The sequence below is a fragment of the Dialister micraerophilus DSM 19965 genome (genome assembly GCF_000194985.1).
GTDB classification, from domain to species: domain Bacteria; phylum Bacillota; class Negativicutes; order Veillonellales; family Dialisteraceae; genus Dialister; species Dialister micraerophilus.
Genome location: NZ_GL878519.1, coordinates 194043 through 218882 on the forward strand (window position 1 = coordinate 194043; position 24840 = coordinate 218882).

The window sequence follows — 24840 nt, forward strand, 5'->3', positions numbered from 1 at the left end:
TCACCTATTTGATAATTTCTGTAATCGTTACATTTATGTTCTCAATATTATCGGTATATCCATTCAAAATTTCTTTAACTTTTCTTTGAATTTCATTTCCCAATTCCAAAATCATAAATCCCGATTTTATCGATATTGAAATATTAACATCTATAAATCCCTTTTTGTAGTTAATCAATATACCTTTACACATTCTTTTACCGATAACTTTGGAGATTTCTTGAACTATATTTTGAAATCCTCCTCCGGTAAATTCCACTACTCCCGGAATTGTTAATATTTCTTTTTCTAATTTGCTATAAATTTCTTCAATATTACTTTCTTTTAAAATCTTATCATTATCCATTTTCACTTTTATCGGCTAAAAAATAATATCTTCGACGTTTACATGAACAGCTTCTACAGAAATATCTGTAATTTTTAGAATTTGTTCTTTGACTGATTCTTGCAAATGCAATGCAACTTCGGGAATACGTTTTCCATGTTTGACAGAAATATATAAGCCTATTACAACTTCATTATTTCTAATAGATACACGTACACCGTCAGCATCTTCAAAATTTATTACGGAAGGAATTCTATGAACAAAAGAACTGTCCATTTTATTTACTCCATCTGTTGATAAAGCAACATCGCGAGCAATATCGGCAATAAGTTCATCAGAAATCCGAATTGAACCGAGTTTATTTTTAAATTCGACAAACTCCATTATTTTCTCACTTTACACGTTCAATGTATGTTCCGGTTCTTGTGTCAATACGTAATAATTCGCCTTCATTGATAAAGAGAGGTACCTTTACATTAACACCGGTTTCCATTTTTGCATTTTTAACTGCGCCTGTTGCAGTATCTCCCCTAATTCCGGGTTCAGTTTCTACAACTTTCAATTCTACTGAATTCGGAAGTTCAACGCCGATAACTTCTCCGTTAAACAAAAGAACTGTAATTTCCATTTCTTCTTTTATATAGTTAAGTGCATCACCTAATTGTTCATCTGTAAGCATCATTTGATCGTACGTTTCAATATCCATAAAATAATATGAACCGTCTGCTGCATATAAGTACTGCATCGGCTTTCTGTCTACTTGTGCAGAAGGCATTTTTTCACCTGCATTAAATGTACGTTCAACAACAGAACCTGTTTTCAAATTTTTCAATTTTGTACGAACAAATGCCGAACCCTTTCCCGGTTTCACATGTTGAAATTCTACAACTTGCCATACCATACCATCAATTTCAATAGTTACACCATTACGAAAATCATTACTGGAAATCATCATATCCTCCTGTTACAATGTCAAAAATTTTTTAGAATATTTTGTTAAAACAGATATTCCATCTTCAGTTAATACGGTAGTGTCTTCTATTCTAACTCCACCCAAACCTGATATATATATTCCCGGCTCAACGGTAACAACCGTATTTTTTTGTAATACCGAAGAATCTCTTGGAGATAATACGGGAGGCTCATGTACCTCTAAGCCTACACCGTGACCGAGTGCATGTGTAAAATATTCTTCCATACCTTCTTTTCTTAAAATTTCACGTGCAATTTCATCTACATAAGATGCCTTTAATCCCGGTTTCAATATATTTTCTACTTGTTCAATACAATTAAAAATAATGTTATATATCTTTTTCAATTTTTCCGGAACATTTCCTATTGCAACGGTACGTGTTATATCCGAATGATAACCCTTATAAATAGCTCCGAAATCAAATGTAATAATTTCACCTTCATTAATAACTTTTTCAGTTGCAATTCCATGTGGCATAGCAGATCTTATCCCTGATGCAACTATAGTGTCAAAAGATTTTCCTTCCGAACCTTCTTCCAACATTGCACATTCCAATATAGATCTTAATTGTGCTTCAGTTTTTCCGGCTTTTATAAATGGAATTGTTTTTTCAAAACCGACATCGGAAATCCTGCAAGCTTCACGCACACATGCAATTTCCTCTTCGGTTTTAATAATTCTCAATACCTCCGGAGAACAAAAACTGAAAATTACATTTCCCATCAATTCTTTAAACATCATATAAAAACGATAAGTAAAATTACGCTCAACACCGATTTTACTTATATGCTCGGATTTTACAATATTTGCAATAACTTTACCGATTTGTCCTTTATGGTTAATAATTTCAAAATTTGTTGTTTCCGCTTCAGCTTGTTCGGTATAACGACTATCTGTTATCAAATATTTATTTTCTTTTGTTAAAAAAAGATAACTGTCTGAGCCGGTAAATTCACTCAAATATCTACAATTTTCATCTTTTTGAATAAATATGGCATCAACATTATTATCATTTAAAAAATCTTTTATCTTTTCTGATTTCAACATAAAAATTACCGCTTTCCCATTACTTTTAAATCCAAACAGTAAGCCATTTACATAACTTTTGCTCATCTGATAAACGCTGATTTTTATAAAATTATAATATCCTCACGATGGACCGATTATAAATATTACGCTTATAAAATAAGCTTTTTCTGCCAATTTTTACATTTCAATATTACGATATTTACATGTTTAAGTCAATTTTATAATTTTCAAATACTTCAGCAATTTAAAATTGAGTGCTTCACTTTTTTATATATAAATTACTCTTTTATTATTTTCCAGAAGCAATAAGGATAATAATAAAGTCTAACCTTGACATATATATTTTTCTAGCTTCTCTGATTTTATTTTCTGATTGTATTTTCTGTTTTTATTCTTTCAGATATTTGTTTCGTATTAATCTACTTTCATTAATAAGTTCTTTTTTGTTATTTATAAGCTATCCTTTATTTTATATTTTTATGTATTACACAAATGTATCAGTTTTTATATACTCCACTTGTGATTTTAAGGTTTCATTTTTACTCCTACATATAATATAATCCGTTCCAGATTATGTTCTCAATATATTTTATGTTTATTATATTTCGCTTTTCATCATTCAACAGTATACAAAACTTTTATCACTTCAAATCCTTCTCTTATAACCTCTTCAACATCTACACCTAATTAAATATAAAATTATGATGAACAATACATTCAACTACATAAAATTACTTGAATCAATTTTTCAAAAATTATAACATCTTTTAATTTTATCAATTTGAAATATTTAAAATTCAAATAAAACATTCCTACCATTATTGCTACTAAAATCTAAAACTTAAACCATCACAATTACATTTACACAAATACAATCAAGAATACTAGTCTTTTACTTTATATTTGCCCCATTATTTCTTTATAATTTTTTCCTATGTTTAAAAATTTATAAATTCTTTTCTATAATTATCTATAACAATAAAACAGAAAACCTATCCATGAATCATATGATATAACTGAAAATCGATTGTATGTATTGCCATACAATCGATTTTTTATCTATTATTTACAATTTCAGGGTACATATCATGATTAATCAATCTGTTTTCCGCTACACCTTCCCACTTTGTACCTTTTTTTCCATAATTACAATACGGATCTATGGATAATCCGCCGCGTGGTAAAAATTTTCCCCATACTTCAATATATCTTGGTTTCAAAAGTTTTATCAAATCTTCCATTATCATGTTTACGCAATCTTCGTGAAAAGCTCCATGATTTCGATAACTGAAAAGATAAAGTTTCAATGATTTACTTTCTACTATAAATTTATCCGGTACATATGAAATATAGATTGTAGCAAAATCAGGTTGACCTGTTTTCGGACAAAGACTTGTAAATTCCGGACAATTGAATTTAACAAAATAATCTCTATCTTCATGAGAATTCGGTACCGCTTCCAAAACTTCCGGTGTTGTTTCAAATACATATTTTGTATTCTTATTTCCCAAATGTGATAAGTCTTCAATTTTAGTTTTTCTATTATCCATTTATCCTCCTAAAATACTTATGTTTATTTTAATTCATAATCATTTTAAAAAATTATGAATTAAATTGTCAATAAACACTGTCCATAAACAACTCCACCGGTTACAAGCATAATTATAAACAAAAATATACAATCTTCTTTCTTGAGCGATACATGTGTGGCTTTTACTTTTTTAGTTGTACCGAAACTTCTTAATTCCAGTGCCAATGCCATTGTTTCACTCTTGTCCAACGCTCTCAAAACAAGCGGTTTTACTACAGACATATATCTCTTCAATCTTTTGAATATATTGCCTTCTATAGCAAGTCCTCTGCAAGCTTGAGCTTCAGTTACTGCAGTATTTTCTTCCAAAAAGTCAGGAATAAATCTAAGCCCTGCAGTAAACATAAATGCGTATTCTGTCGGAATTTTAAGTTGAGATACCATTGTGGCTGTAAGATCTTGAAGGCGTACTGTTGTTAAAAGGTATATGAATATCAAAGTCATTGCCATCATACGTATTGCAGCTTCCAATCCCTGAGCGTTTGTTCCTCCTCCAAGTATTTCTACAATACCTAAAAATGCAGCAAACAAACAAAGCATGAAAATACTTTTTATATTTGAAAATAACTCATTTGATACCAATAAAATTAATAACTCAACTCCGCAAAGTGTCAATAGTGCGTGCGGTGTTTTTAAAAATATTGCAAGTATCGCAACTATTAGCGTCAATATTATTTTAGTTAAAGGAACAAAATGTCTCATTTATATTACCCCTTTTACTCGTTCAAACTCTTTCATAAAAACATTCATATTTTTGCAATACGGTTGTCCTTTCAGTTCTCTTCCAAGTAATACTGAATCAGGATATGCCAATTTCAACTCTTTTAAATGATACTTCCCGCTGAAAAGTTCATCAGGGTTTCCATCGAATGCAATTTTATTATTTAAAATAGCAATTACACGATCACTATATTGTGCCACTATATCCATATCATGCGTTACAAGTATTACACCTATTCCCTTGCTTACCAAATCTTTCATCAATTTTACCAAACGCAATTTCTCTACATTATCCTGACCGCTTGTAGGTTCATCCAATATAATATACTTTGTTTTCATCGCCAATGCAGATGCTATAGCTACCCTTTGCTGATTTCCACGATTCAAAGTTCGAGGATATTTGTTTCTTAAATCACTTATTTTGCAAATTTCTAAGGCTTCTTCAAATATTTCTTTCAACTTTTGTCCTTTTATACCTTTCTGAATCGGGCCGAAAGCTACTTCTTCTTCAACTGTAGGCATAAACATTTGTCTGTCCGGTTGCTGAAATACATATCCTATAAAACTGCTTCTTCCGGATGCTTTCATTTTAGTTATATCTTCATCATCATGAATTATTTTACCTTCAACCGGCATTTCCAATCCGGTTAAAAGTCTTGTTATAGTGGTTTTTCCACTTCCGTTTCTTCCTACTATGCAAACAAATTCGCCTTCTTTAAAGGAAATATTTATTCCTTCGAGTATCATAGGTGATTTTTTATTATATCTAAAAAATATTTTTGACATTTCCAACATATTTTATCTCCCTTCACCCGCCAACTCATTTACACAGAACACCGCATTTTCTATTTTTGTAAAAGGTTTATTTATATTGAATCCTTTTTGCTCCAATTCCAATTGAACCAAGCTCAGCGGTGGAATGGCTTCTTCATATATACCGTTATTATACATATACTCTATAACTTCTTTTGGAGTTCCGTCTTTTGCAATTTCACCTTTTTCCATCAATACAAATCTTGATGCATAGTGCATAACCGATGACAAATCATGTTCGGCTATTATCACTGTAATATTTCTTGTACGGTTAAGTCTTCCTACCATTTCATAAAATACACTTACACCTTCAGGATCCATTGCAGATGCCGGAGAATCCATAATAAGTACTTCCGGATTTGTAACAAGTACGGTAGCCAATATCAATCTTTGTTTCTGTCCGCCGGAAAGTGTATTTACAGCGGATTTTTCCATTCCTGATAGTCCGACTTCTTTCAATGTTTCTTTTATTCTGTTTCTGATTTCTTCATAATCATATCCTCTGTTTTCAAGAGTAAATGCCATTTCTTCTTCTACTGTCATTGTCACGAATTGCGACTGATAATCTTCCAATATTACACCTATATTTTCAGAAAGTTCGGATACACTTGACTGAGTAATCGCTTTTCCAAGAGTAAAGCACATTCCTTTTAAAGTACCTCCGAAATAATTTGGAGCTGCACCTATCATTGTCATAAGTAATGTACTTTTACCCGATCCGCTTTCACCTGTAATTACTATAAATTCACCTTTTTGTATTGAAAGATTTATATCTTTTATCGCGTAATGTTCATCGGAAAGATATGAATAATATGTATGTTCCAAACTTATAATTCCTTCATTACTCTGTTTAAAAACAAGTCCTTCATGATTTTTCTCAACAATTTCTTTTGATGATTTGGAAATTCTCATATCAAAGAAATTTTTTGCAGGTATATATATAAATGGAGTAATGATTGCATTGGCAACACCTACTGAAACTACCATCGGAAGCATCGCATACAATAATACATTTACAGGGATTCCCATAACTGAAACTAAAATCGATACAAAGACGCCTCCACTAACTACTGTTGCAAAAAATCCTGCCAATGCCGGTTTCAAATCAAATTTCTTTATTTTAAGTTCAGGTAATACATGAACTATAAATGCCGCAACATATCCGCCTGCAAGTTCAGCCGGAAAATCTCCATAAGGAAATGCAGACTTACTTGTAAATACTTCCAATAATGCCGCTACCAAGCAAATTCCTGCACATTTTCTATAAGAAGGCTTCAATAATAAAATTGCAGCTACATACGTTGCAATCATCCAGCCCGGCGTAATCCCCGCTATTGACGGTGACACTAAGTGAAGTATCGTTCCTATAGCAAGTAACAACGTCGATACTGTCAACCAACGATACTTACCTCCTCTTGCTTTTATAAAAATCGGTAAATTGTCTTTGGTTATATTCATATAAATCCCTCCTATTCAAAATTCGCATAAAAAAACCTTTCGTGCCTTGCACATTTGCAAGGGACGAAAGGATAAATTCCGCGGTACCACCCTAATTGGACTAAGCCCACCTCAACGCACGGCATTTTGCGATGCGAGCTTCATTATATCGGTTGAAGTTCCGTCAGTGCCTACTCTTAACGATTCGGACTGCACCTCACAGGCCCATTCATGTATGAACATCATGTCGTATTCTCACCGGCGCCGACTCTCTTTATTGATTAATTCATTCACTACTCTCCCTGATCACAGGTAGTATTTAATTAACTCGAATTATAGCATCAAGCTTTTTTGTTGTCAACACTTTCATTATTTTTTTGATAAATTTCAAGTTTAGGAAAAGGAAGTTCTATTCCGGCCTTATCTAAAGCTTCCAATGCATTTATATATAATTCACTTTGAGCTTCAAAATAAGCTTTTCTGTCAACTCTGACCCTTACATAAATTCTTACACCGTATTCAGCAAGCCCTTTTACATACACTTCTACAATTTTTTTATCTACAACATATTTATCTTTTTGAAAAGTTTTTCTTAACAACTCAATACACTTTACAAGATTAGTATCATATCCTACATCAAAATTAAACTCAATATTTCTCGTATCGAAAAATGAATAGTTTTTGATTATACTGTTATTTATTTGTAAATTAGGAATAATTATCATTTGTCTTGCTGTTGTTTCTATTTGCGTATACATAACTCTTATGTTTCTGACATTTCCCTCATAACCGGATACTGATATATAATCACCTACTTGAAACGGTTTGAATATTAAAATAAAAACACCCGATGCAACATTACCGATATTATCTTTAAGACCCATACCTACACCGATACCGAGTCCTCCTAAAACGGCTGCGAGAGATGTAGTGGAGACGCCTGCTACGCTAAGCGAAATCATTGCAACTACTATAATTGCTAAAAAATAAATAATTTCAGTCAAAAAATTTATTGCTGAAGGTTCTATAGTACTTTTCTTCAATATTTTTAATGCAAATTTACGTATCTGTATGCAAATAAAAAATCCAATCAAAAAAACTATAACGGCTAAAATTATATTAATACCGTTTATTAATGCCCATTTTTTTACTGAAATAAGCAAATTTTCTGTCCAATCTACACGCTCAGTTACAACTTTCTGCACTACATTATTCTCAGGCATATTTTAACCCTTCTTATGTAAAAACTTCTTCTCAACTACACTTACAAGAGTATCGACCACCACTGTTGTGGTCACCGAACCTACGCCACTAGGTACAGGTGTTATTGCTCTTGCTGTTTTTTCTACTTTTTCGTAGTCTACATCCCCTACAGTTTTCCCATTCAACTTATTTATTCCCACATCAATTACAATCGCATCTTTTTTTACCATATCTTCTTTTACGTAATGCGGCTTTCCTATTGCAGAAATTAAAATATCCGCATTTAACGTCTTATCTTTTAAATTTCTTGTTTTTGAATGACAAACGGTAACTGTGGCATTTTTATTTAAAAGCATTAACGCCAATGTTTTACCTACTACTGCACTTCTACCTAAAACAACCACATCTTTACCTTCTATGTCAATTTTATATGACTCCAATATTGTCATTACAGCTTTTGGTGTACATGGACACAAACAATCTTTATTTTTAACTATACTTCCTATATTTACCGTTGTAAGTCCGTCAATATCTTTTTCAGGTAATATAGTATCAATAATTTTCTCTTCAGAAATATGCTTAGGCAGCGGCATCATAATTAATATACCGTCTATATTTTTATCTTCATTAAGTTTTTTTATTTCTAAAACAAGTTCATTTTCTAAAATATTTTCACTATATTCATGTACTTTTACATCTAAACCATATTTTTTTACTGTTTTAGTTAAAAATGAAGAATACATTTGCGAAGCCGGATTATTTCCTACTAAAACAATTGATAAACTAGGAAATATTTTATTTTTTTTCAATGAATCTATACGTTTAAATAAATTTTCTTTCAATTCATTTGCAACTTTTTTACCGTCAAGTATCATATTTACCTCTTAAAATAAACCTGAGATATTACCGTCTTCATCTATATCAATATTTTCTGCAGCGGGTTTCGAAGGAAGTCCGGGCATTGTCATTACATTTCCGGTTAAAACAACAATAAATCCTGCACCTGCCGATATACTTACATTTCTTACATGTATATTGAATCCTTCAGGAGCCCCCAGTTTCTTCGGATCGTCTGAGAATGATACCGGTGTTTTGGCTATACAAACCGGCAATTTGTCAAGTCCCATTTTTTCTATCAATTCCAATGAATCGAGTGCTTCATCGCTATACTCGACATCTTTTGCTCCGTAAATTTTATTTGAAATAATTTTTATTTTTTCTTTTATAGTTAAATTTTCATCATAAAGAAATTCAAAATCAGATTTCTTTTCAGCCAATTCCAAAACTTTTTTCGCTAATGAAATTCCTCCTCTACCGCCATCTGAAAATACGGTAGATATTTCTATCGGTATATTTAGTGAATTACAAGCATTTTTAACAAATTCAATTTCTTCTTCGGTATCCGATGGGAACAGATTTAAAGCTACAACTAAAGGAACTTTATACAATTTAAGATTATTTATATGTTTGAAGAGATTTGAAAGACCTGTTTTTAATGCATCGACATCCGAATCATTTAATTCATTTACAGATTTACCTCCATGCATTTTTAATGCTCGTATAGTCGCTACAACCACAACCGCATTTGGAATAATATTCCCCAGTCTGCACTTTATATCGAAAAATTTTTCTGCACCTAAATCTGCACCGAATCCTGCTTCGGTAATGACATAATCGGATAAATTCAATGCAGTTTTTGTTGCAATCAATGAACTGCATCCATGTGCAATATTTGCAAAAGGCCCTCCATGAACAAAAGTCGGTACATGTTCCAATGTTTGTACCAAATTAGGTTTTAAAGCATCTTTCATTATCGCAGCCATTGCACCTTGAGCATGCAAATCACCTGCCGTAACAGGTTTATTTTTAGTCGTATAGGCAACAATAACTTTAGAAAAACGTTCTTTCATGTCATTTATATCTTCAGCCAAACAAAGTATAGCCATTAATTCGGAAGCGACCGTTATATCGAAGCCTGACGCATGAGGTATACCGTTTTTCTTGCCGCCTAATCCTACGGTGATATTTCTAAGAGCTCGGTCATTCATATCCATAACTCTCTTCCATACAATTTTTTCCGGATTTATGTCCAATTCATTACCTTGATGAATATGATTATCTACCATTGCAGCCAAAAGATTATGTGCTGCCGTAATTGCATGTATGTCACCCGTAAAATGTAAATTTATATCTTCCATAGGAATTACTTGAGAATATCCGCCGCCTGCTGCTCCCCCTTTTATACCCATACAAGGTCCCATAGAAGGCTCTCTTATACAAATTAGAGCTTTTTTACCTAAACTAACCAAAGCCTGTCCTAATCCTATAGTTGTTGTTGTTTTACCTTCTCCGGCTTTGGTCGGTGACATTGCCGTTACAAGTATCAACTTACCGTTTTTACGGTTTTTAATTTTGTTTATAAACTTTAAAGAAATTTTTGCTTTATATTTACCGTACCGCTCTATAAACTCATTTGAAATTCCCAACGTTTCAGCAATTTCTTCAATGTGTTTAATCTTTGCCTTCCTTGCAATTTCAATATCACTCAACATAAAGTTCTCCTTAGATTTATATTTTTATAGACATAAGTATTTTAACATATATTTTCAGTATATTTAATTAAATTCACTTTATAATATTTTGAGTTTTATAAAAAAATACCGAACAAATGATATGTATACTGTTTTACAGATAACCTGTAAGAGATGTTTATCAAAAAATACATATTTTTATTTAACATATCACGTTTTATTTATTTTTAATTCACGTAATACCGTTTCTATTCATATCGTTTTGTATGCGATCGTTTTTTATTTTCTTCATATACAAATTAAAAAGGACGTACCTTTTCACTTGCCTGATACGTCCTTTTGAGATGTTAAATTATTTTTGTTTAAATCCACGTGATTCCGTTTTCATCTACTCTTTTTATTATAGGTTTTTCTTTTATTCCTTTTTCTTTCATTTCCCTCTTTCTTTCTTCTTCCATGTGTTCGGGTATGCTTGTGTAATTATTTCTATCCACTATTACATAACTATCTTTAATAGGTATACCCATCCTTATTCCATCTTCTTTAAGTTGTAGGTACAGAATATCATCCATATCGCTTGGTGTGCTGTCTCCGCCAGGGTGATTATGTGCTAAGAAAATTGCATAAGCATTTACCATTATTGCTCTTTGGAAAATGTCTCGTGCATGCATGATTCCCTGATTGAGTGTGCCACGTGATAATTCAAATACCCCAATAGGTTTCATGTGACAATCTACAGCTATCATTACAGATATTTCTTGTGTTGCTTGTGATAGATTGAATATATCTTCCATAAGGTCTACTACTTGTTGCGGTTGGTTTAACGGTTTATCCGGTATGTTGTAATTTTCTTCTTTTTTTAAATATACTTGATACTTGGTTAGTGTTTTCAATTTATAATTCTCCTTTTGTTTTATTTTAATTTTAACTTATAAGGAGCTTTGAATGCAATTTTATTATTTTTATAAGCATTTCTAATTTTATATACATCTATACTTAAATTTTAGATGTATATAATAGATTCTTTTGCTAAATTCTTTTTTGATATTCAAATGTTTTTATTATAAACGACAATAATATAAAATTGCTCGAATATTCGGAATAAAAAAATTTAAAATATTACAATTGAAATAATGTTAACTACCTTATTTCATAAAAAAAAGCAACCGTCATTATGGTTGCTTAAAATAATTAATATTCTATTTAATTGATTTCCCTTACATATGGCAAAAAATCGTTTTATATCATTCAGAGAAAACAACTCTGACAGCACTTCCTCTTTTTACAGTTGCACCTATCCCCGGTGATTGCGAAATTGCAAATCCTGTACCTTCCGGTTTAAATCTCAAATCCGCATTTTCCAACCATTCTCCTACATCACGAATTGAAAAACCTGTAAAATCAGGCAATACGATATCCGTTTCATTATCCGATGGAAGTTTGGGAAGTTTTAAATCATTATGCTCAATAGTAGCTTTATTTTGCTTATTAATTTCATCCGTACTTTGTATTCCGAAATATCTCATAATCTGTCCCATTACCTCTTTAAATACAGGAGCCGCTACCAATCCCCCGTAATAACTTCCTTTCGGATTATCAAGTACTATAAGACAAATAGCTCGTGGATCTTCAGTTGGACCGAAGCCGCAAAATGAAGCAATGTGTTCATTACCGAGATATCCCCCGTTTACAGTATCCAACTTTTGTGCGGTTCCTGTTTTTCCGCACATATGGTATCCTGGAATTTTTGCATTTATTCCTCCACCTTCGGAAACTTCTTTTTCCATCATATCTTTTACTTGATCGGCTACATTTTTACTGATAGGTTGACCCACAATTTCAGTATTTGTTTTACTGTAATCACTTCCGTCAGGATTTTTTATAGATGAAATCAAATGAGGTTTTACCATTTTACCGCCATTTGCTATAGCGCTATAAGCTTGAACCATTTGCAAAGGTGTAACCGCTATACTTTGACCTATTGCCATTGTTGCAACATCCAAAGGTCTCATTTCTTTAGGATCGAACAAAATTCCGGAACCTTCTCCGGGAAGTTCAATTCCTGTAGGTTTTCCAAACCCGAATTTTTTTGCATAATCAGTCAAAATATCTCCACCGGTAAGTAATCCTATGTGTGCAAATCCTGTATTAAGCGAAAATTTGATTATATCTACCAATTTTACATCCCCATAAGATTCTTCATTCCAATTTTTTATAGCATGCCCTGAAGCCCAAATTGCACCCGGATCGTGCCATACAGTATCTGCGCTGTATGTACCTGCATCAAGTGCTGCAGATGCAACAATGGACTTAAATGTAGAACCCGGTTCATAAATATCTACAACCGCTTTGTTTTTAAATTGAGCTTCCGTAGCTTTTGAAAATTCATTTGCATTATATGTAGGACGATTTCCTAAAGCTAAAATCTCACCTGTTTTCGGATCCATTACTATAATTATTCCACCGTCGGCTTTAGTTGTAGACATAGCCCTATCTAAAGCTCTTTCAGCATAAAATTGAATATTTTGATCTATTGTAAGATAAACTGACTTTTCTTCTTTCGCTTTATAAGGTGCCATCGACGAATCCAATATCGGATTTCCTCTTGCATCTGTCAAAAGAATTTGCTTATTTATATCTCCTCTTATTAAAGAGTCTAATGACATCTCAAGACCATCTAAACCCTTATCATCCACACCCACAAATCCAAGTACGTTTGATAAAAGAACTCCGTTGGGATAATATCTCTTACTTTCATTTACAAAAGCAAATCCTTTCCATTTTTTTTCTTTTATCAAAGCTTCTACTTTATCGGAATCTTGAGGATCCATAATACGTTTTAGCCAAACAAAACGAGTTTTACCGGATAAGTCTTTTTTTAAAACATCTTCCTTTATATTTAAAATAGGAGCCAACTCTTTTGCGGCATCCTCCGCAGATACATTTATCATTCCCGGATCCGCATACAATGATTTAACCATTACGGAAAATGCCAACTGTTTACCGTTTCTATCATAAATAGTGCCTCTTGGCGAATACAATGTTTGTATACCTTCCGTTTGGTTTATTGCCATTTCCGCAAATTTTGCACCTTGTATTCCCTGAACCCACAACAATCTTAATCCCAATAGACAGCCTATTCCAACCAAAACTAAAGATATAGAACGACTTCTTTGTCTCATTATATTTCTCGGATTACGTATTTTCATTTCTCTGTCGCCTCCTATATCTTAAAGCAGCTTTATACAATGCAAGATTACTATTATTTAAAGTACCGTTTTGCACACGTTCAAATAAATTTTTAATACCTTCTCCTACAAATGGTTCTAATGCTTTTATTATATCTTTATTTATTTTCAACTCTTTTTTTGAAACCGGAATTTTAAAAATAATATTTTTTATTTCATTATAAAACAGTACATGACCTTCAGTATTTTTTATATCTTTTCCACAACCTATAATATCCGCTTTGCAAACATCGAGAAGTTGTAAAAAAGCTTCATTTAAATCTTTTTGATTTTCAAATTGTCCAGACTTAGCTAATCTTCTTACCCATCTTATCCTATTTGCATTCGAATTATTTGCAAAAAAATGAAATTTCATATGATTCCTTACCAACCATGAAATTCTTTTTATAGAAAAATCTGCCATTTTCCATCTGGTGAATAAAGCTTCCACCATTTCAGATCCCTTTACATCATGATTGTAATCAGTAATCTTATTTCCGTCCACTGCACGAATTCCGGGCATACCTTTACCAATATCATGTAAAAAAAGCGGCCCACCTATTTATAAGTAGCGGTTTAGATGAATCCAATGCCACCAATGAATGTTTCCACGCATCAAAACGATGAAATTCTTTCATTTGAGGCAAATCGACCAAGTGAGATAATTCAGGAAGTATGTCTATTTCTTTTGATTTTCCATTTTCTTTAACACTGCATCGTGTTTCATTTAATTTTGTTCTTACCATCAAATCAAAACCTTTACTTGCATAGTCGGTAAGTACAAGTTTGTTGATTTCTCTTTTAACTCTTTCTAAAGATAATCCTGAAACTCTATAAAAAGCATATGGCATTGCACTTATTAAATCATTATCAGGTTCAAAATTTAATTGCCCTAAAAATCTGCATGCACGAAACAATCTCAACGCATCTTCACAAAAACTTTTTTCGGAATCTCCTACAGTTTTCAATATTTTCCTTTGTAAGTCAGACTGTCCACCGAAATAATCATATATATTACCGTTACGATCTGATGCCATAGCATTAATTGTGAAATCTCGTCTTGATAAATCTTCTTTTAAATTTTCAGTAAAAAAAACTTTGTCCGGTAAATGACTGTTCTGTCTATATATATCTCGCCTAAACGTAGTTATTTCATATATTTTTTCGTTTATAATTGCAGAAACAGTACCATACTTCATTCCGGCGTTATCAAAAGTTTTTACATTGAAATTATGTAATATTTCAGCAATTTTGTCAGGTATTGCAGATGTTGTAATATCCCAATCCGAAGGTTTTTTATTTAATAATAAATCTCTTACGCAACCTCCGACAAAATACGCTTCATATCCGCTTTTTTCAATTATTTCAAGTAAAAATACCGCGTTTGAATCATACTTTTCTTTTAAATTCAAGTTGTATATGTTTTTATTTGTGATATTCATTTTATCTCTATATCAATCATTTTTAATTTGTATATCTATATAATTTTAAACAATATTCATTCACAATTCAATATTGTTTGAAAAATATCAGATTAAACTAAAACCGACGTATTATTTATATCAATACGTCGGTTTGTAAAATATTTATATTTTGTCAATACAATTCATATCAGTCCTGATACTTTTCAGGTAATTGATCAACTCTTGCAACTCCTGTTTTTATAGCTGCTTTTGCTACTGCCTTTGCTACTGCATATGGAACACGCTTATCAAATACATCTACTACTACATTATCTCTTGTCAGTTCGCTGTCACCCATTAAATTAGCCAATGCATATGCAGCTGCCAACTTCATTTCTTCATTTATTTTTTTTGCACGAACATCTAAAGCTCCTCTAAACAGTCCGGGGAATACCGATGAGTTATTTACCTGATTATGCATGTCGCTTCTTCCTGTTCCGAAAATAAACACTCCGGCTTTTTTTGCATCTTCTTCCATCATTTCCGGATTCGGATTTGCCATAGCAAATACTATGTTCTTTTCATTCATGCTTTGCACTATTTCTTCAGTAAATACTCCGGGCGCCGAACATCCGAGCAATACATCCGCACCGCAAACGGCATCCTTTAAAGTCCCTTTATTCTTATGCGGATTTACACGATTTGCAAGTTCGGTTTGTACTCTGTCAAGTTTGCCGTTATCGTACAAAATACCTTTACTGTTCAAAACAATCATATTTTCATTTTTTACACCTGCACCGAGCAGCAACTTTGCAATTGCTGTACCTGCTGCACCTGCACCGTTCATAACTACCTTTACATCTTCAATTTTTTTATTTGCTAATCTCAATGCACCGAGAACAGCTGCCAATGCCGCAATTGCAGTTCCATGTTGATCATCATGGAAAATCGGAATATTCATTGTTTCTTTCAATTCATCTTCTATGTCATAACATTTCGGTGAAGATATATCTTCCAAATTAATTCCTGCAAATGATTTTTCAAGTAATTGGACCGTATGAATAAATTCATCTTTATCTTTTGTATCAATCACGATCGGAATAGCATCTATATTACCGAAACGTTTATATAATGCACTTTTACCTTCCATAACCGGTATTGCAGCTGCAGCACCTATATCTCCCAATCCTAAAACTCGAGTTCCGTCTGAAATTACTGCGACTGCGTTACCTCTCCAAGTAAGTTCCAAAGATTTATCCTCATCTTCTTTAATTGCAAGACATGGAGCAGCTACACCCGGTGTATATACTATTGCAAGATCATGACGATCTTTTACATCGGTAGTCAATGACGTAGATATAATTTGATGATTTTCTTTTCTGAACTTCATTGCTTCTTCTTTTAAATCCATAATACTCTCCTTTTTAATCTTTAACTGCAGGAAGATTTCTTCCATTAAATATTTCATACATTTCTTGTTTTAAAAGTCTACGTATTTTCTTTATTTCCTTTTGATTTAAATCCTGTACTTTTAAGTCGAAAAGATAATTTTCCAAATCAAAACTCTTAAGTAACATTTTGGTATGAAATATATTATCTTGATAAACATTTACATCTATCATATTGTATTTATTTCTTAATTCTACGTCCATATAGTTTTGTATAGAATTAATACTGTGATCTATAAAAATCTTCTTTCCGTTTACATCTCTTGTAAACCCTCTTACACGATAATCTGCATTTACTATATCCGCTTCAAATGATTTCAATAAAAAATTCAATGCTTTCAACGGTGAAATTTTACCGCAAGTAGATACGTCTATATCTGCACGAAATGTGCAAATCCCATCTTGCGGATGCATTTCCGGATAAGTGTGCACGGTTATATGACTTTTATCAAGATGCATTACAACATCTTGTTTTTCATTTTTTACGGGTTCTTCCGCAATCAACATTGTAACGCTTGCACCTTGAGGATCGTAATCTTGCTGCGCTATATTTAAAATACTTGCTCCTATAATATCTGAAACGGTTTTAAGTATTTGCGTCAACCTTTCAGCACTATATTCCGCATCAATATAAGCAATATAATTCGCTCTTTCCTCTTCTGTACGTGCATAACAAATATCGTACATATTAAAACTTAATGTTTTTGTCAGGTTATTAAATCCCAAAAGTTTCAATTTCTTCTTTTTCATTAGTTTACCAACATCTCCATGTAATATATCTTTAAAAACCGACACAACTATTATAGCATAAACTTATTCCTTTAAAAATGTACACTTTTTATAGTTTTTTAAGTTTCTCGATTAAATTTTTAATAGCTTTACCTCTATGGCTTATTTTATTTTTCTCTTCAAGTGTCAATTGTGCCATAGTACACTTTTTTTCAGGTAAATAAAATAACGGGTCATAACCGAATCCGTTTTCTCCTTCTTCAAAATCACGAATTATACCTTCACATTTTCCTTGTGCCGTAATAACTTTTCCGTTTGGCCATACCAATGCTATAACACACATGTAATATCCGGAACGTTCATTTTCTTTATAAAGTCTTAATTTATCTACCAATTTACTGTTATTGGCTTTATCATCGCCATGAACACCTGCATATCTTGCAGAATAAATGCCCGGTCTATCTTTCAATACATCAGCTATAATTCCGGAATCATCGGCAAGTACCGGCATTGAAACAGCTTTCGAATAATATTTCGCTTTATTTATAGCATTTTCTTCAAAAGTTTTCCCTGTTTCTTCAGGCTCTTTAACATATGCAATATCTGAAATTGCTACTGCTTCCCATCCCAATTCCGAAAAAACCTTTTTAAATTCTTTTATTTTACCTTTATTTTTTGTTGCCAAAACTATTTTCATCTTGCTCCTCCTCAAGATTCTTTTTTGTATTATACAACAAATTCCATCTAAACTTTTGCATATTGATATTAAACTTCAATTTTAAAATATATGCAAAAAACCGGCCAACTTGACCGGTTCTTTAATTATTTTACTCTTAATCCGAGTTTTTCACCCAAAGCTCTGTAACGTTCCAAATTGCTGCGACGTAAATATTCGAGCATATTTCTGCGTTTACCTACCATCTTGAGCAATCCGCGGCGTGAATGATGATCTTTTTTATGCAACTTCAAATGTTCAGTTAACTGTCTTATTCTTTCGGATAAAATAGCAATCTGTACTTCTGCAGATCCTGTATCTCCTTCATGCACAGCATACTTGGCAATAATTTCTTTCTTCTGTTCAGTTGTAATCATAATTTCCTCCTAAAAAATAAATTGCTATATCCGCGTAATCGTCGGAGAGTCGATAAACCCAGATACAGTTCACACTTAACTTATTATACACATCAAGCACTTATTTTTCAACAGTTTTAACTAATTGAAATTCAATTTGCACTCTGTCCTTCATATAAATACATTTTACGTGCTTTTTGCCAAATATCAGAAGGTATCTTCAGTTTAAGTTTTTTCGCCTCTGCCATATTTATAAATATATCTGGATCCGTTTCATTCTTAAAAGATAATTCACATGGAATTATATTTCCGTCCAACAGCTTTGCAGCTAAAAGACCTCCATCAAATCCCATCCTGTAATTTTCTGCAGTTACAGAAAGTAATGCACCCTTTTCAACCATTACTGCACCGTCTGAAATAACCGGTATTTTTTCATCATTTAATTTTTTTATTATTTTATCAAAATACGAATAGTATATTTCATTTTCAGGAATATATATTGCATCTGTTTTATCTTTAATTTTTCCTATTTTTTCAATAAAATTATTCATGTTGATAAATTCAATGTCTAAAATATTTATATTAAATTGTTTGTTCAATACTTCTTTCATATATTTTAAACGATTTATTGAATTTTGATTATTCGTATTGTATACAATACCGATATTCTTTATAGGAACTATTCTGTTTATCGTATTTAACTCTTGTAATATCAAATCGTTTTTTAAAACACCTGTTAAATTATACTTGTTTTGAGCATGTTTTTTTACATATATATCAGAAACACCTATTGCAACAACAGGAACTTTATCTGTTTGCGTTGTTATTGCTTCAGTCATTTCAGGTCCTATTGTTATTATTAAATCTTTATCTGATTTTATTAAATTACGTACTTGCTTTTTTTGTTCTTCTTTTATACCGCTACATTTTATAATTTCGATTGTTAAATTTTTGCCTTTTTTATATCCGCTCGAATTCAATGCTTCAATAATTCCTTTTTCTATAGTTTCATCAACTGTTTCTCCGTTTTTTAAAATACATATTTTATAATTATTTTTCTTCAGTATAGGAGAAACTTCATAAGTTTTCGAAATGTTTTTATATATGAAAAATGCAATTAATAACACTGTAAATGCAAACATGATATGTACATATCGATTTTTAAGCATTAAAACTCCCCTCATAAATTTATTTTCAGATGAATTAAAATTTAAAAGTTGAAATTTCATTTAAAGCAAAAAGCACTCCTTTCGGAGTGCCTATAGACTTATTTATGCTTCCGCACTTGCCTGAATTACGGACTTTCCTTTATAAAAACCGCATTCCGAGCACACGTGGTGAGGAACAATCATCGCATGACATTGTGGGCATTCCACAAGACCCGGAATTGTCAATTTCCAGTTTGCACGTCTCTTATCACGACGAGATTTAGAATGCTTTCTTTTTGGACTTGGCATATCTCGCACCTCCTTACCATTATTAGGCTTAAGCCTTATTCTGTGTACTACACGCTCGGTGCAGTCTACAAGTTTCCACCAAATATAATTATCAACTTACTTAGTATAAGTGTAAAATACATATTTGTCAAATAAAATCATACTTCCAAAATGATTTTTTTACATTTTCATTTTTTAATTTAATCTTTTTTACTATTATATAATATTTGCTGTTTTTCATCTTTCTTCATTCTAAAAAAATTATAAATATTTTCAGCAACTTTCTTGTTGATACCTTTTACTTTCTGCAGTTCTTCAACACTCGCTTTTTTCATGTCATCAAGTGTACGAAAAGCAGCCCAAAGATTTTTTCTCCTTACCGGTCCTATTCCTTCTATGTGATCTAAAATTGACTCTCTGTTTCTTTTAGATATCCATTGTCTATGATAATTTATAACAAATCGATGTGATTCGTCACGAACAAATTGTAATAAGTGAAGCACTTCATCATGTCTGTCGATAACAATAGGTTCAGTTTGATTTTCCAGATAAATTTCTTCCATTCTTTTTGCAAGTCCTATTACAGTTGCTTCAATACCTGAATTTCTTATTAAAGGAACTGCTGCATTCAGTTGACCTTTCCCACCGTCAAGAACTATTAAATCCGGATTTCTTCCGATTTTTTTATCGTTATATCTTCTTTCCATTACTTCTGCCATTGATTTGAAATCATCGGGTTTGCCTTGTGTAGTTTTTAATTTAAATTTTCTATATGCTTTTTTCTCCGGACGTCCGTTTACAAAAACCACCATTGACCCGGTAGTTTCAGATCCTTGATTGTGTGAAATATCGAAGCATTCTATACGTTCAGGAATTTTCGGAAGTTTTAATATTTCCTTGAGTTTTATCAATGCTCCTTGCTCACGCATTTTTTGATGTTCCCATTGTATTTTTTTATCAGATAAATACTTTGTCGCATTTACAATGGCCATTTCTTTAAGTTTTCTTTTAAATCCGCGTTCCGGAACAATTAAAGATACATCGTTATGTCTTATACCTGAAAGCCATTTTTTTATAAGTTCAAAATCTTCAGGAATTTTTGAAATGATTATCTCTTTCGGAATATTTATATTATCTGAACTGTAAAAATTTTTTAAAAATGCAGCAATAATACTTTCATCACGTTCATCTTCAGTTCCGGATATATTAAAATTCTCTTTCCCGACCATGCGGCCATATCTTATGTAAAAAATCTCAAACGCAGCATAATTTTCAGTTCTTGCCATTCCTATAACATCAAAATCTCCTTCTTTTGAAACAATATTTTGACGTTGTTGAACGCTTTTTACGGCATTTATTTCATCTCTATACATTGCTGCTTTTTCAAATTGCAAATTTTCAGATGCTTCTTTCATTTTTTCTTTCAATGTTTTTATAATTTCATAGCTTTTACCTTCAAAAATATTGCATAATTTTTTTACATATTCATTATATTTTTCTTGAGAAACTAAATTGCAACATGGTGCAGAGCAAAGATTTATATGGTATTGCAAACATGGACGAGTTACATTCATATTTCTGCATGTTCGTATCGGATAATATTTTCCTACAATTTTCAGCGTTTTTCGCAGTGAACTTACATCCGTAAACGGACCGAAATACCTTGCACCGTCCGTTCTTTTGATATTTCTGGTTATATATATTCTCGGCCATTTTTTCATTTACAGTAACTTTCAGATATGGATAAGTTTTATCATCACGTAAAGAAATATTGTATTTAGGTTGTAATTCTTTTATTAAATTACACTCAAGTATCAATGCTTCCAATTCATTTTTTGTAATTGTTATATCCAAATCTTCAGCATGTTTTATCATCGAAATAACTTTCGGTGATTTATTTTTATCGTTTCTTACATAGGATTTTACTCTGTTTTTGAGATTTACGGCTTTACCTACATATATTACTTTTCCGTTTTTATCTTTCCATCTATATACACCGGGAGACGAAGGAAGATTTTCAAGTTTACTCTTTATTATGTCATTGACCTCGATCATGAACATTACCTTTCATCAACTTTTTTGTTCTCTCAATTACCTTTTTCAGATATTGACCGGTATATGAAATTTCACTTTTGCAAATTTCCTCAGGTGTTCCTTTTGCAATTAATTCTCCTCCCCCGTCTCCACCTTCGGGACCTAAATCTACTATGTAATCAGCGACTTTTATCACATCCAAATTATGTTCTATTACAACTACGGTGTTACCGGATTCCACAAGTTTTTGCAAAACCGTCAACAATTTTCTTATATCTTCACTGTGCAATCCTGTTGTAGGTTCATCAAGTATATACAACGTATCTCCCGTGGCAACACGCATCAATTCAGTTGCCAATTTTACTCGTTGCGCTTCTCCTCCCGACATTGTAGTAGACGGTTGTCCCAAATGTATATATCCCAATCCTACTTCATTCAATGTTTTAAGTTTTCGTAAAATTTTAGGATGATTATCAAAAAAAATTATTGCTTCTTCTACCGTCATGTTCAAAACATTTGAAATATTTTTACCTTTATACCGTACCTCAAGGGTTTCTCTGTTATAACGATTTCCGTTACATACTTCACAAGGTACATAAACATCCGATAAAAATTGCATTTCTATTTTTATAATTCCGTCACCATGACACGCTTCACAACGACCGCCTTTTATATTAAAACTGAATCTTCCGGGTTTATATCCTCGCATTTTTGCTTCAGAAGTCTGACTGAACAATTCACGTATGTCACTGAACACTCCTGTATATGTGGCAGGATTTGAACGCGGTGTACGTCCTATAGGTTGCTGATCTATTGCGATAATTTTATCTATGTATTCGGATCCGATTATTTCTTTATATTTACCGGTATAATAATTTGTATCGTTTTTTATATTGGATAATCCGCAAAACAAAATATCATTTACCAATGTACTTTTACCGGATCCGGATTCACCGGTTACCGCAGTCATAACTCCTAAAGGAAATTTAACATTTATATTTTTTAAATTATGTTCACTCGCCCCTTTAATTTCAATAAACATTCCGTTACCTTTTCTGCGTTTTTCCGGCAACGGAATATATTTTTCTCCCTTAAGATATTGTCCGGTGATTGATTTTTCGACTTTTTCAACTTCTCTTGGAGTTCCTTTCGCTACTACATAACCTCCATGTTCACCGGCACCCGGTCCTATATCTACAACCCAATCGGCTTCACGTATAGTTTCTTCATCATGTTCCACTACAATTAAAGTATTTCCTAAATCACGCATACCTTTAAGAGTATTTAAAAGTTTCTCATTATCTCTCTGATGCAAACCTATTGAAGGTTCATCCAAAATATACAAAACTCCTACAAATCCTGAACCGATTTGTGTTGCTAATCTTATTCTTTGAGCTTCTCCACCGGAAAGAGTTGTCGCATTTCTTGAAAGCGTAAGATAATCAAGTCCTACATTTTTTAAAAATTCAAGTCTGCAACAAATTTCTTGCAATATCTGTTCTGCTATTATTTTTTCCTTTTCGGTAAGTTTTATGTTTTTAAAAAAATTCAAAAGCTCAGTTACGGACATATTTGAAATTTCTGAAATATTTTTATTTCCTACACGAAAAGCCAAACTTTCTTTTCTCAATCTGAATCCATGACATTCCATGCAATCTTTTTCTTTTAAATACGATCGTAACTCTTCTTTCATTTTATCTGTAAAAGCTTCTTCATATCTACGTTTAACCATAGGTAATATGCCCTCAAAAACACGCTCATACGTTTTTGTTTCATTGCGCATATTTGTATAGCTGAATTTCAATAATTCTTTTCCTCCATACATAAATTCTTGTTTTGCTTCTTCCGGCAAATCGTCAAAAGAATTATCCATAGTTAAACCGTAATATTTCAAAAATGCACCAAGCTGACGCATAAGCCAAGATTCTTTATTTACAGTAAAAGCCTTTATTGCACCCAATCTGAAAGATAATTTTGTATCAGGAATTATACGGTTGAAATCTGCTTCCAATGATGCACCGAGTCCCATGCATGCAGGGCAGGCACCAAAGGGATTGTTAAATGAAAAAATTCCGGGTACCGGCTTCGGCAGCGAAATACCGCAAGTCGGACATGCGAAATGTACACTATATATATATTCTTCTCCGTCTATAACAGCAGCTATTACCATTCCGTCACCGAGTTTCAATGCGGTTTCTACAGAATCGGTAAGTCTTTGTGCTATTCCTTCTTTTATCAAAATTCGGTCTACTACAACTTCAATTGTATGTTTTTTATTCTTTTCAAGATTTATATCTTCATCTAAAATATAAATTTTCTTGTCAATTCTTACACGTACATAACCTTCTTTACGCAATTCATCCAACAAACGCTTATGAGTACCTTTTTTTGCAACAACTACCGGTCCCAATATCAAAAGTTTCGTTCTGTCCTTCAAAGAAATTAAAGAATCGACAATTTGATCTACAGTTTGTTTTTTTATAGGTTGATTACATTTAGGACAAAAAGCTCTTCCGGCATGAGCATATAACATACGAAGATAGTCATGTATTTCGGTTACAGTACCTACAGTAGATCTCGGATTATGACTTGTAGATTTCTGATCTATAGATATTGCAGGAGAAAGTCCCTCTATTTTATCAACATCGGGTTTATTCATTTGTCCCAAGAATTGACGTGCATAAGCCGATAAAGATTCTACATATTTTCTTTGACCCTCAGCATAAATAGTATCAAAAGCCAAAGATGATTTTCCCGAACCGGATAATCCGGTAAAAACTATAAATTTATCACGCGGTAAAGTAATATCTATATTTTTTAAATTATTCTGCCTTGCACCTTGTATAACAATACCCTTTTTCATAGCACTC

The 24840-nt window shown here is 32.3% G+C and carries 22 protein-coding genes, 1 pseudogene and 1 other annotated feature; all 23 genes and pseudogenes read right to left on the reverse strand.

Annotation, left to right across the window (positions count from 1 at the left end):
• Window positions 1-4: 4 nt before the first annotated feature.
• Entirely contained in the window at window positions 5-346 is a 342-nt protein-coding gene (locus tag HMPREF9083_RS00960; RefSeq protein ID WP_007555506.1) for an Asp23/Gls24 family envelope stress response protein, read from the reverse strand.
• Between the two features lie 15 nt (window positions 347-361).
• Window positions 362-709, reverse strand: coding sequence for an Asp23/Gls24 family envelope stress response protein (locus HMPREF9083_RS00965; protein WP_007555507.1), 348 nt, complete (start codon window positions 707-709; stop codon window positions 362-364).
• Between the two features lie 7 nt (window positions 710-716).
• The gene (efp, locus tag HMPREF9083_RS00970; RefSeq protein WP_007554321.1) at window positions 717-1277 is read right to left on the reverse strand and encodes an elongation factor P; all 561 of its coding nucleotides are present in this window, start codon (window positions 1275-1277) and stop codon (window positions 717-719) included.
• A gap of 12 nt (window positions 1278-1289) precedes the next feature.
• Window positions 1290-2345, reverse strand: coding sequence for a M24 family metallopeptidase (locus HMPREF9083_RS00975; protein WP_035062536.1), 1056 nt, complete (start codon window positions 2343-2345; stop codon window positions 1290-1292).
• A 1037-nt stretch (window positions 2346-3382) separates the two neighbouring features.
• On the reverse strand, window positions 3383-3877 hold the full coding sequence (gene queF, locus HMPREF9083_RS00980) for a preQ(1) synthase (protein WP_007555511.1): 495 nt from the start codon (window positions 3875-3877) through the stop codon (window positions 3383-3385).
• A gap of 59 nt (window positions 3878-3936) precedes the next feature.
• Window positions 3937-4620, reverse strand: coding sequence for an energy-coupling factor transporter transmembrane component T family protein (locus HMPREF9083_RS00985; protein WP_007555512.1), 684 nt, complete (start codon window positions 4618-4620; stop codon window positions 3937-3939).
• Window positions 4621-5433: an energy-coupling factor ABC transporter ATP-binding protein gene (locus HMPREF9083_RS00990; protein ID WP_007555513.1), complete on the reverse strand. Its 813-nt coding sequence runs from the start codon at window positions 5431-5433 to the stop codon at window positions 4621-4623.
• Window positions 5434-5436: 3 nt separating this feature from the next.
• On the reverse strand, window positions 5437-6909 hold the full coding sequence (locus HMPREF9083_RS00995) for a tryptophan transporter (RefSeq protein WP_007555514.1): 1473 nt from the start codon (window positions 6907-6909) through the stop codon (window positions 5437-5439).
• A 56-nt stretch (window positions 6910-6965) separates the two neighbouring features.
• Window positions 6966-7207 (reverse strand) — a binding site (T-box leader).
• A 22-nt stretch (window positions 7208-7229) separates the two neighbouring features.
• Window positions 7230-8111, reverse strand: coding sequence for a mechanosensitive ion channel family protein (locus HMPREF9083_RS01000; RefSeq protein WP_007555515.1), 882 nt, complete (start codon window positions 8109-8111; stop codon window positions 7230-7232).
• 3 nt (window positions 8112-8114) lie between these two features.
• Window positions 8115-8966 carry a bifunctional 5,10-methylenetetrahydrofolate dehydrogenase/5,10-methenyltetrahydrofolate cyclohydrolase gene (locus tag HMPREF9083_RS01005; protein ID WP_007555516.1) on the reverse strand — a complete coding sequence of 284 codons (852 nt, stop codon included), beginning with the start codon at window positions 8964-8966 and terminating at the stop codon, window positions 8115-8117.
• 9 nt (window positions 8967-8975) lie between these two features.
• Window positions 8976-10643 carry a formate--tetrahydrofolate ligase gene (locus HMPREF9083_RS01010; RefSeq protein WP_007555517.1) on the reverse strand — a complete coding sequence of 556 codons (1668 nt, stop codon included), beginning with the start codon at window positions 10641-10643 and terminating at the stop codon, window positions 8976-8978.
• A 341-nt stretch (window positions 10644-10984) separates the two neighbouring features.
• Entirely contained in the window at window positions 10985-11515 is a 531-nt protein-coding gene (locus tag HMPREF9083_RS01015; RefSeq protein WP_007555519.1) for a JAB domain-containing protein, read from the reverse strand.
• A gap of 351 nt (window positions 11516-11866) precedes the next feature.
• Window positions 11867-13831 carry a penicillin-binding protein gene (locus tag HMPREF9083_RS01020; protein ID WP_007555520.1) on the reverse strand — a complete coding sequence of 655 codons (1965 nt, stop codon included), beginning with the start codon at window positions 13829-13831 and terminating at the stop codon, window positions 11867-11869.
• Window positions 13818-14372 (reverse strand): hypothetical protein, encoded by a 555-nt coding sequence (locus HMPREF9083_RS06370; RefSeq protein WP_007555521.1) that lies wholly within the window; start codon window positions 14370-14372, stop codon window positions 13818-13820. Before HMPREF9083_RS06370 ends, HMPREF9083_RS01020 begins: the two co-directional genes overlap by 14 nt.
• A 13-nt stretch (window positions 14373-14385) precedes the next feature.
• Window positions 14386-15291, reverse strand: coding sequence for a CCA tRNA nucleotidyltransferase (locus HMPREF9083_RS06375; protein WP_007555522.1), 906 nt, complete (start codon window positions 15289-15291; stop codon window positions 14386-14388).
• Window positions 15292-15460: 169 nt separating this feature from the next.
• Complete coding sequence (locus tag HMPREF9083_RS01030; protein ID WP_035062539.1) at window positions 15461-16663, reverse strand: NAD(P)-dependent malic enzyme; 1203 nt, start codon at window positions 16661-16663, stop codon at window positions 15461-15463.
• A gap of 13 nt (window positions 16664-16676) precedes the next feature.
• The gene (gene speD / locus HMPREF9083_RS01035; RefSeq protein ID WP_007554399.1) at window positions 16677-17450 is read right to left on the reverse strand and encodes an adenosylmethionine decarboxylase; all 774 of its coding nucleotides are present in this window, start codon (window positions 17448-17450) and stop codon (window positions 16677-16679) included.
• Between the two features lie 88 nt (window positions 17451-17538).
• A complete protein-coding gene (locus HMPREF9083_RS01040) occupies window positions 17539-18126 on the reverse strand; it encodes an XTP/dITP diphosphatase (RefSeq protein WP_007555525.1) in 588 nt (195 codons plus the stop codon).
• Window positions 18127-18251: 125 nt separating this feature from the next.
• Window positions 18252-18521: a 30S ribosomal protein S15 gene (rpsO, locus tag HMPREF9083_RS01045; protein WP_007554389.1), complete on the reverse strand. Its 270-nt coding sequence runs from the start codon at window positions 18519-18521 to the stop codon at window positions 18252-18254.
• Between the two features lie 131 nt (window positions 18522-18652).
• Window positions 18653-19669, reverse strand: a complete 1017-nt coding sequence (locus HMPREF9083_RS01050; protein ID WP_155800563.1) for an ABC transporter substrate-binding protein — start codon at window positions 19667-19669, stop codon at window positions 18653-18655.
• A gap of 102 nt (window positions 19670-19771) precedes the next feature.
• Window positions 19772-19957, reverse strand: a complete 186-nt coding sequence (gene rpmF, locus HMPREF9083_RS01055; protein ID WP_007554439.1) for a 50S ribosomal protein L32 — start codon at window positions 19955-19957, stop codon at window positions 19772-19774.
• A gap of 179 nt (window positions 19958-20136) precedes the next feature.
• A pseudogene (uvrC, locus tag HMPREF9083_RS01060) lies at window positions 20137-21991 on the reverse strand (excinuclease ABC subunit UvrC).
• The gene (uvrA, locus tag HMPREF9083_RS01065) at window positions 21975-24833 is read right to left on the reverse strand and encodes an excinuclease ABC subunit UvrA (RefSeq protein WP_007555529.1); all 2859 of its coding nucleotides are present in this window, start codon (window positions 24831-24833) and stop codon (window positions 21975-21977) included. The pseudogene uvrC and the gene uvrA overlap by 17 nt, the downstream one beginning before the upstream one ends.
• Between the last annotated feature and the right edge of the window lie 7 nt (window positions 24834-24840).

Excerpts from the sequence above, each read along its gene's own strand:
- rpsO (WP_007554389.1), bottom strand. The coding sequence starts at position 18,521 with ATGATTACAACTGAACAGAAGAAAGAAATTATTGCCAAGTATGCTGTG.
- HMPREF9083_RS06370 (WP_007555521.1), bottom strand. The coding sequence starts at position 14,372 with ATGCCCGGAATTCGTGCAGTGGACGGAAATAAGATTACTGATTACAAT.
- HMPREF9083_RS01020 (WP_007555520.1), bottom strand. The coding sequence starts at position 13,831 with ATGAAAATACGTAATCCGAGAAATATAATGAGACAAAGAAGTCGTTCT.
- rpmF (WP_007554439.1), bottom strand. The coding sequence starts at position 19,957 with ATGCCAAGTCCAAAAAGAAAGCATTCTAAATCTCGTCGTGATAAGAGA.
- HMPREF9083_RS01010 (WP_007555517.1), bottom strand. The coding sequence starts at position 10,643 with ATGTTGAGTGATATTGAAATTGCAAGGAAGGCAAAGATTAAACACATT.
- HMPREF9083_RS01000 (WP_007555515.1), bottom strand. The coding sequence starts at position 8,111 with ATGCCTGAGAATAATGTAGTGCAGAAAGTTGTAACTGAGCGTGTAGAT.
- HMPREF9083_RS06375 (WP_007555522.1), bottom strand. The coding sequence starts at position 15,291 with ATGAATATCACAAATAAAAACATATACAACTTGAATTTAAAAGAAAAG.
- HMPREF9083_RS00960 (WP_007555506.1), bottom strand. The coding sequence starts at position 346 with ATGGATAATGATAAGATTTTAAAAGAAAGTAATATTGAAGAAATTTAT.
- HMPREF9083_RS01050 (WP_155800563.1), bottom strand. The coding sequence starts at position 19,669 with ATGCTTAAAAATCGATATGTACATATCATGTTTGCATTTACAGTGTTA.
- HMPREF9083_RS00995 (WP_007555514.1), bottom strand. The coding sequence starts at position 6,909 with ATGAATATAACCAAAGACAATTTACCGATTTTTATAAAAGCAAGAGGA.
- HMPREF9083_RS00985 (WP_007555512.1), bottom strand. The coding sequence starts at position 4,620 with ATGAGACATTTTGTTCCTTTAACTAAAATAATATTGACGCTAATAGTT.
- HMPREF9083_RS00975 (WP_035062536.1), bottom strand. The coding sequence starts at position 2,345 with ATGTTGAAATCAGAAAAGATAAAAGATTTTTTAAATGATAATAATGTT.
- HMPREF9083_RS00990 (WP_007555513.1), bottom strand. The coding sequence starts at position 5,433 with ATGTTGGAAATGTCAAAAATATTTTTTAGATATAATAAAAAATCACCT.
- HMPREF9083_RS01030 (WP_035062539.1), bottom strand. The coding sequence starts at position 16,663 with ATGGATTTAAAAGAAGAAGCAATGAAGTTCAGAAAAGAAAATCATCAA.
- speD (WP_007554399.1), bottom strand. The coding sequence starts at position 17,450 with ATGAAAAAGAAGAAATTGAAACTTTTGGGATTTAATAACCTGACAAAA.
- HMPREF9083_RS00965 (WP_007555507.1), bottom strand. The coding sequence starts at position 709 with ATGGAGTTTGTCGAATTTAAAAATAAACTCGGTTCAATTCGGATTTCT.
- efp (WP_007554321.1), bottom strand. The coding sequence starts at position 1,277 with ATGATTTCCAGTAATGATTTTCGTAATGGTGTAACTATTGAAATTGAT.
- uvrA (WP_007555529.1), bottom strand. The coding sequence starts at position 24,833 with ATGAAAAAGGGTATTGTTATACAAGGTGCAAGGCAGAATAATTTAAAA.
- queF (WP_007555511.1), bottom strand. The coding sequence starts at position 3,877 with ATGGATAATAGAAAAACTAAAATTGAAGACTTATCACATTTGGGAAAT.
- HMPREF9083_RS01005 (WP_007555516.1), bottom strand. The coding sequence starts at position 8,966 with ATGATACTTGACGGTAAAAAAGTTGCAAATGAATTGAAAGAAAATTTA.
- HMPREF9083_RS01040 (WP_007555525.1), bottom strand. The coding sequence starts at position 18,126 with ATGAAAATAGTTTTGGCAACAAAAAATAAAGGTAAAATAAAAGAATTT.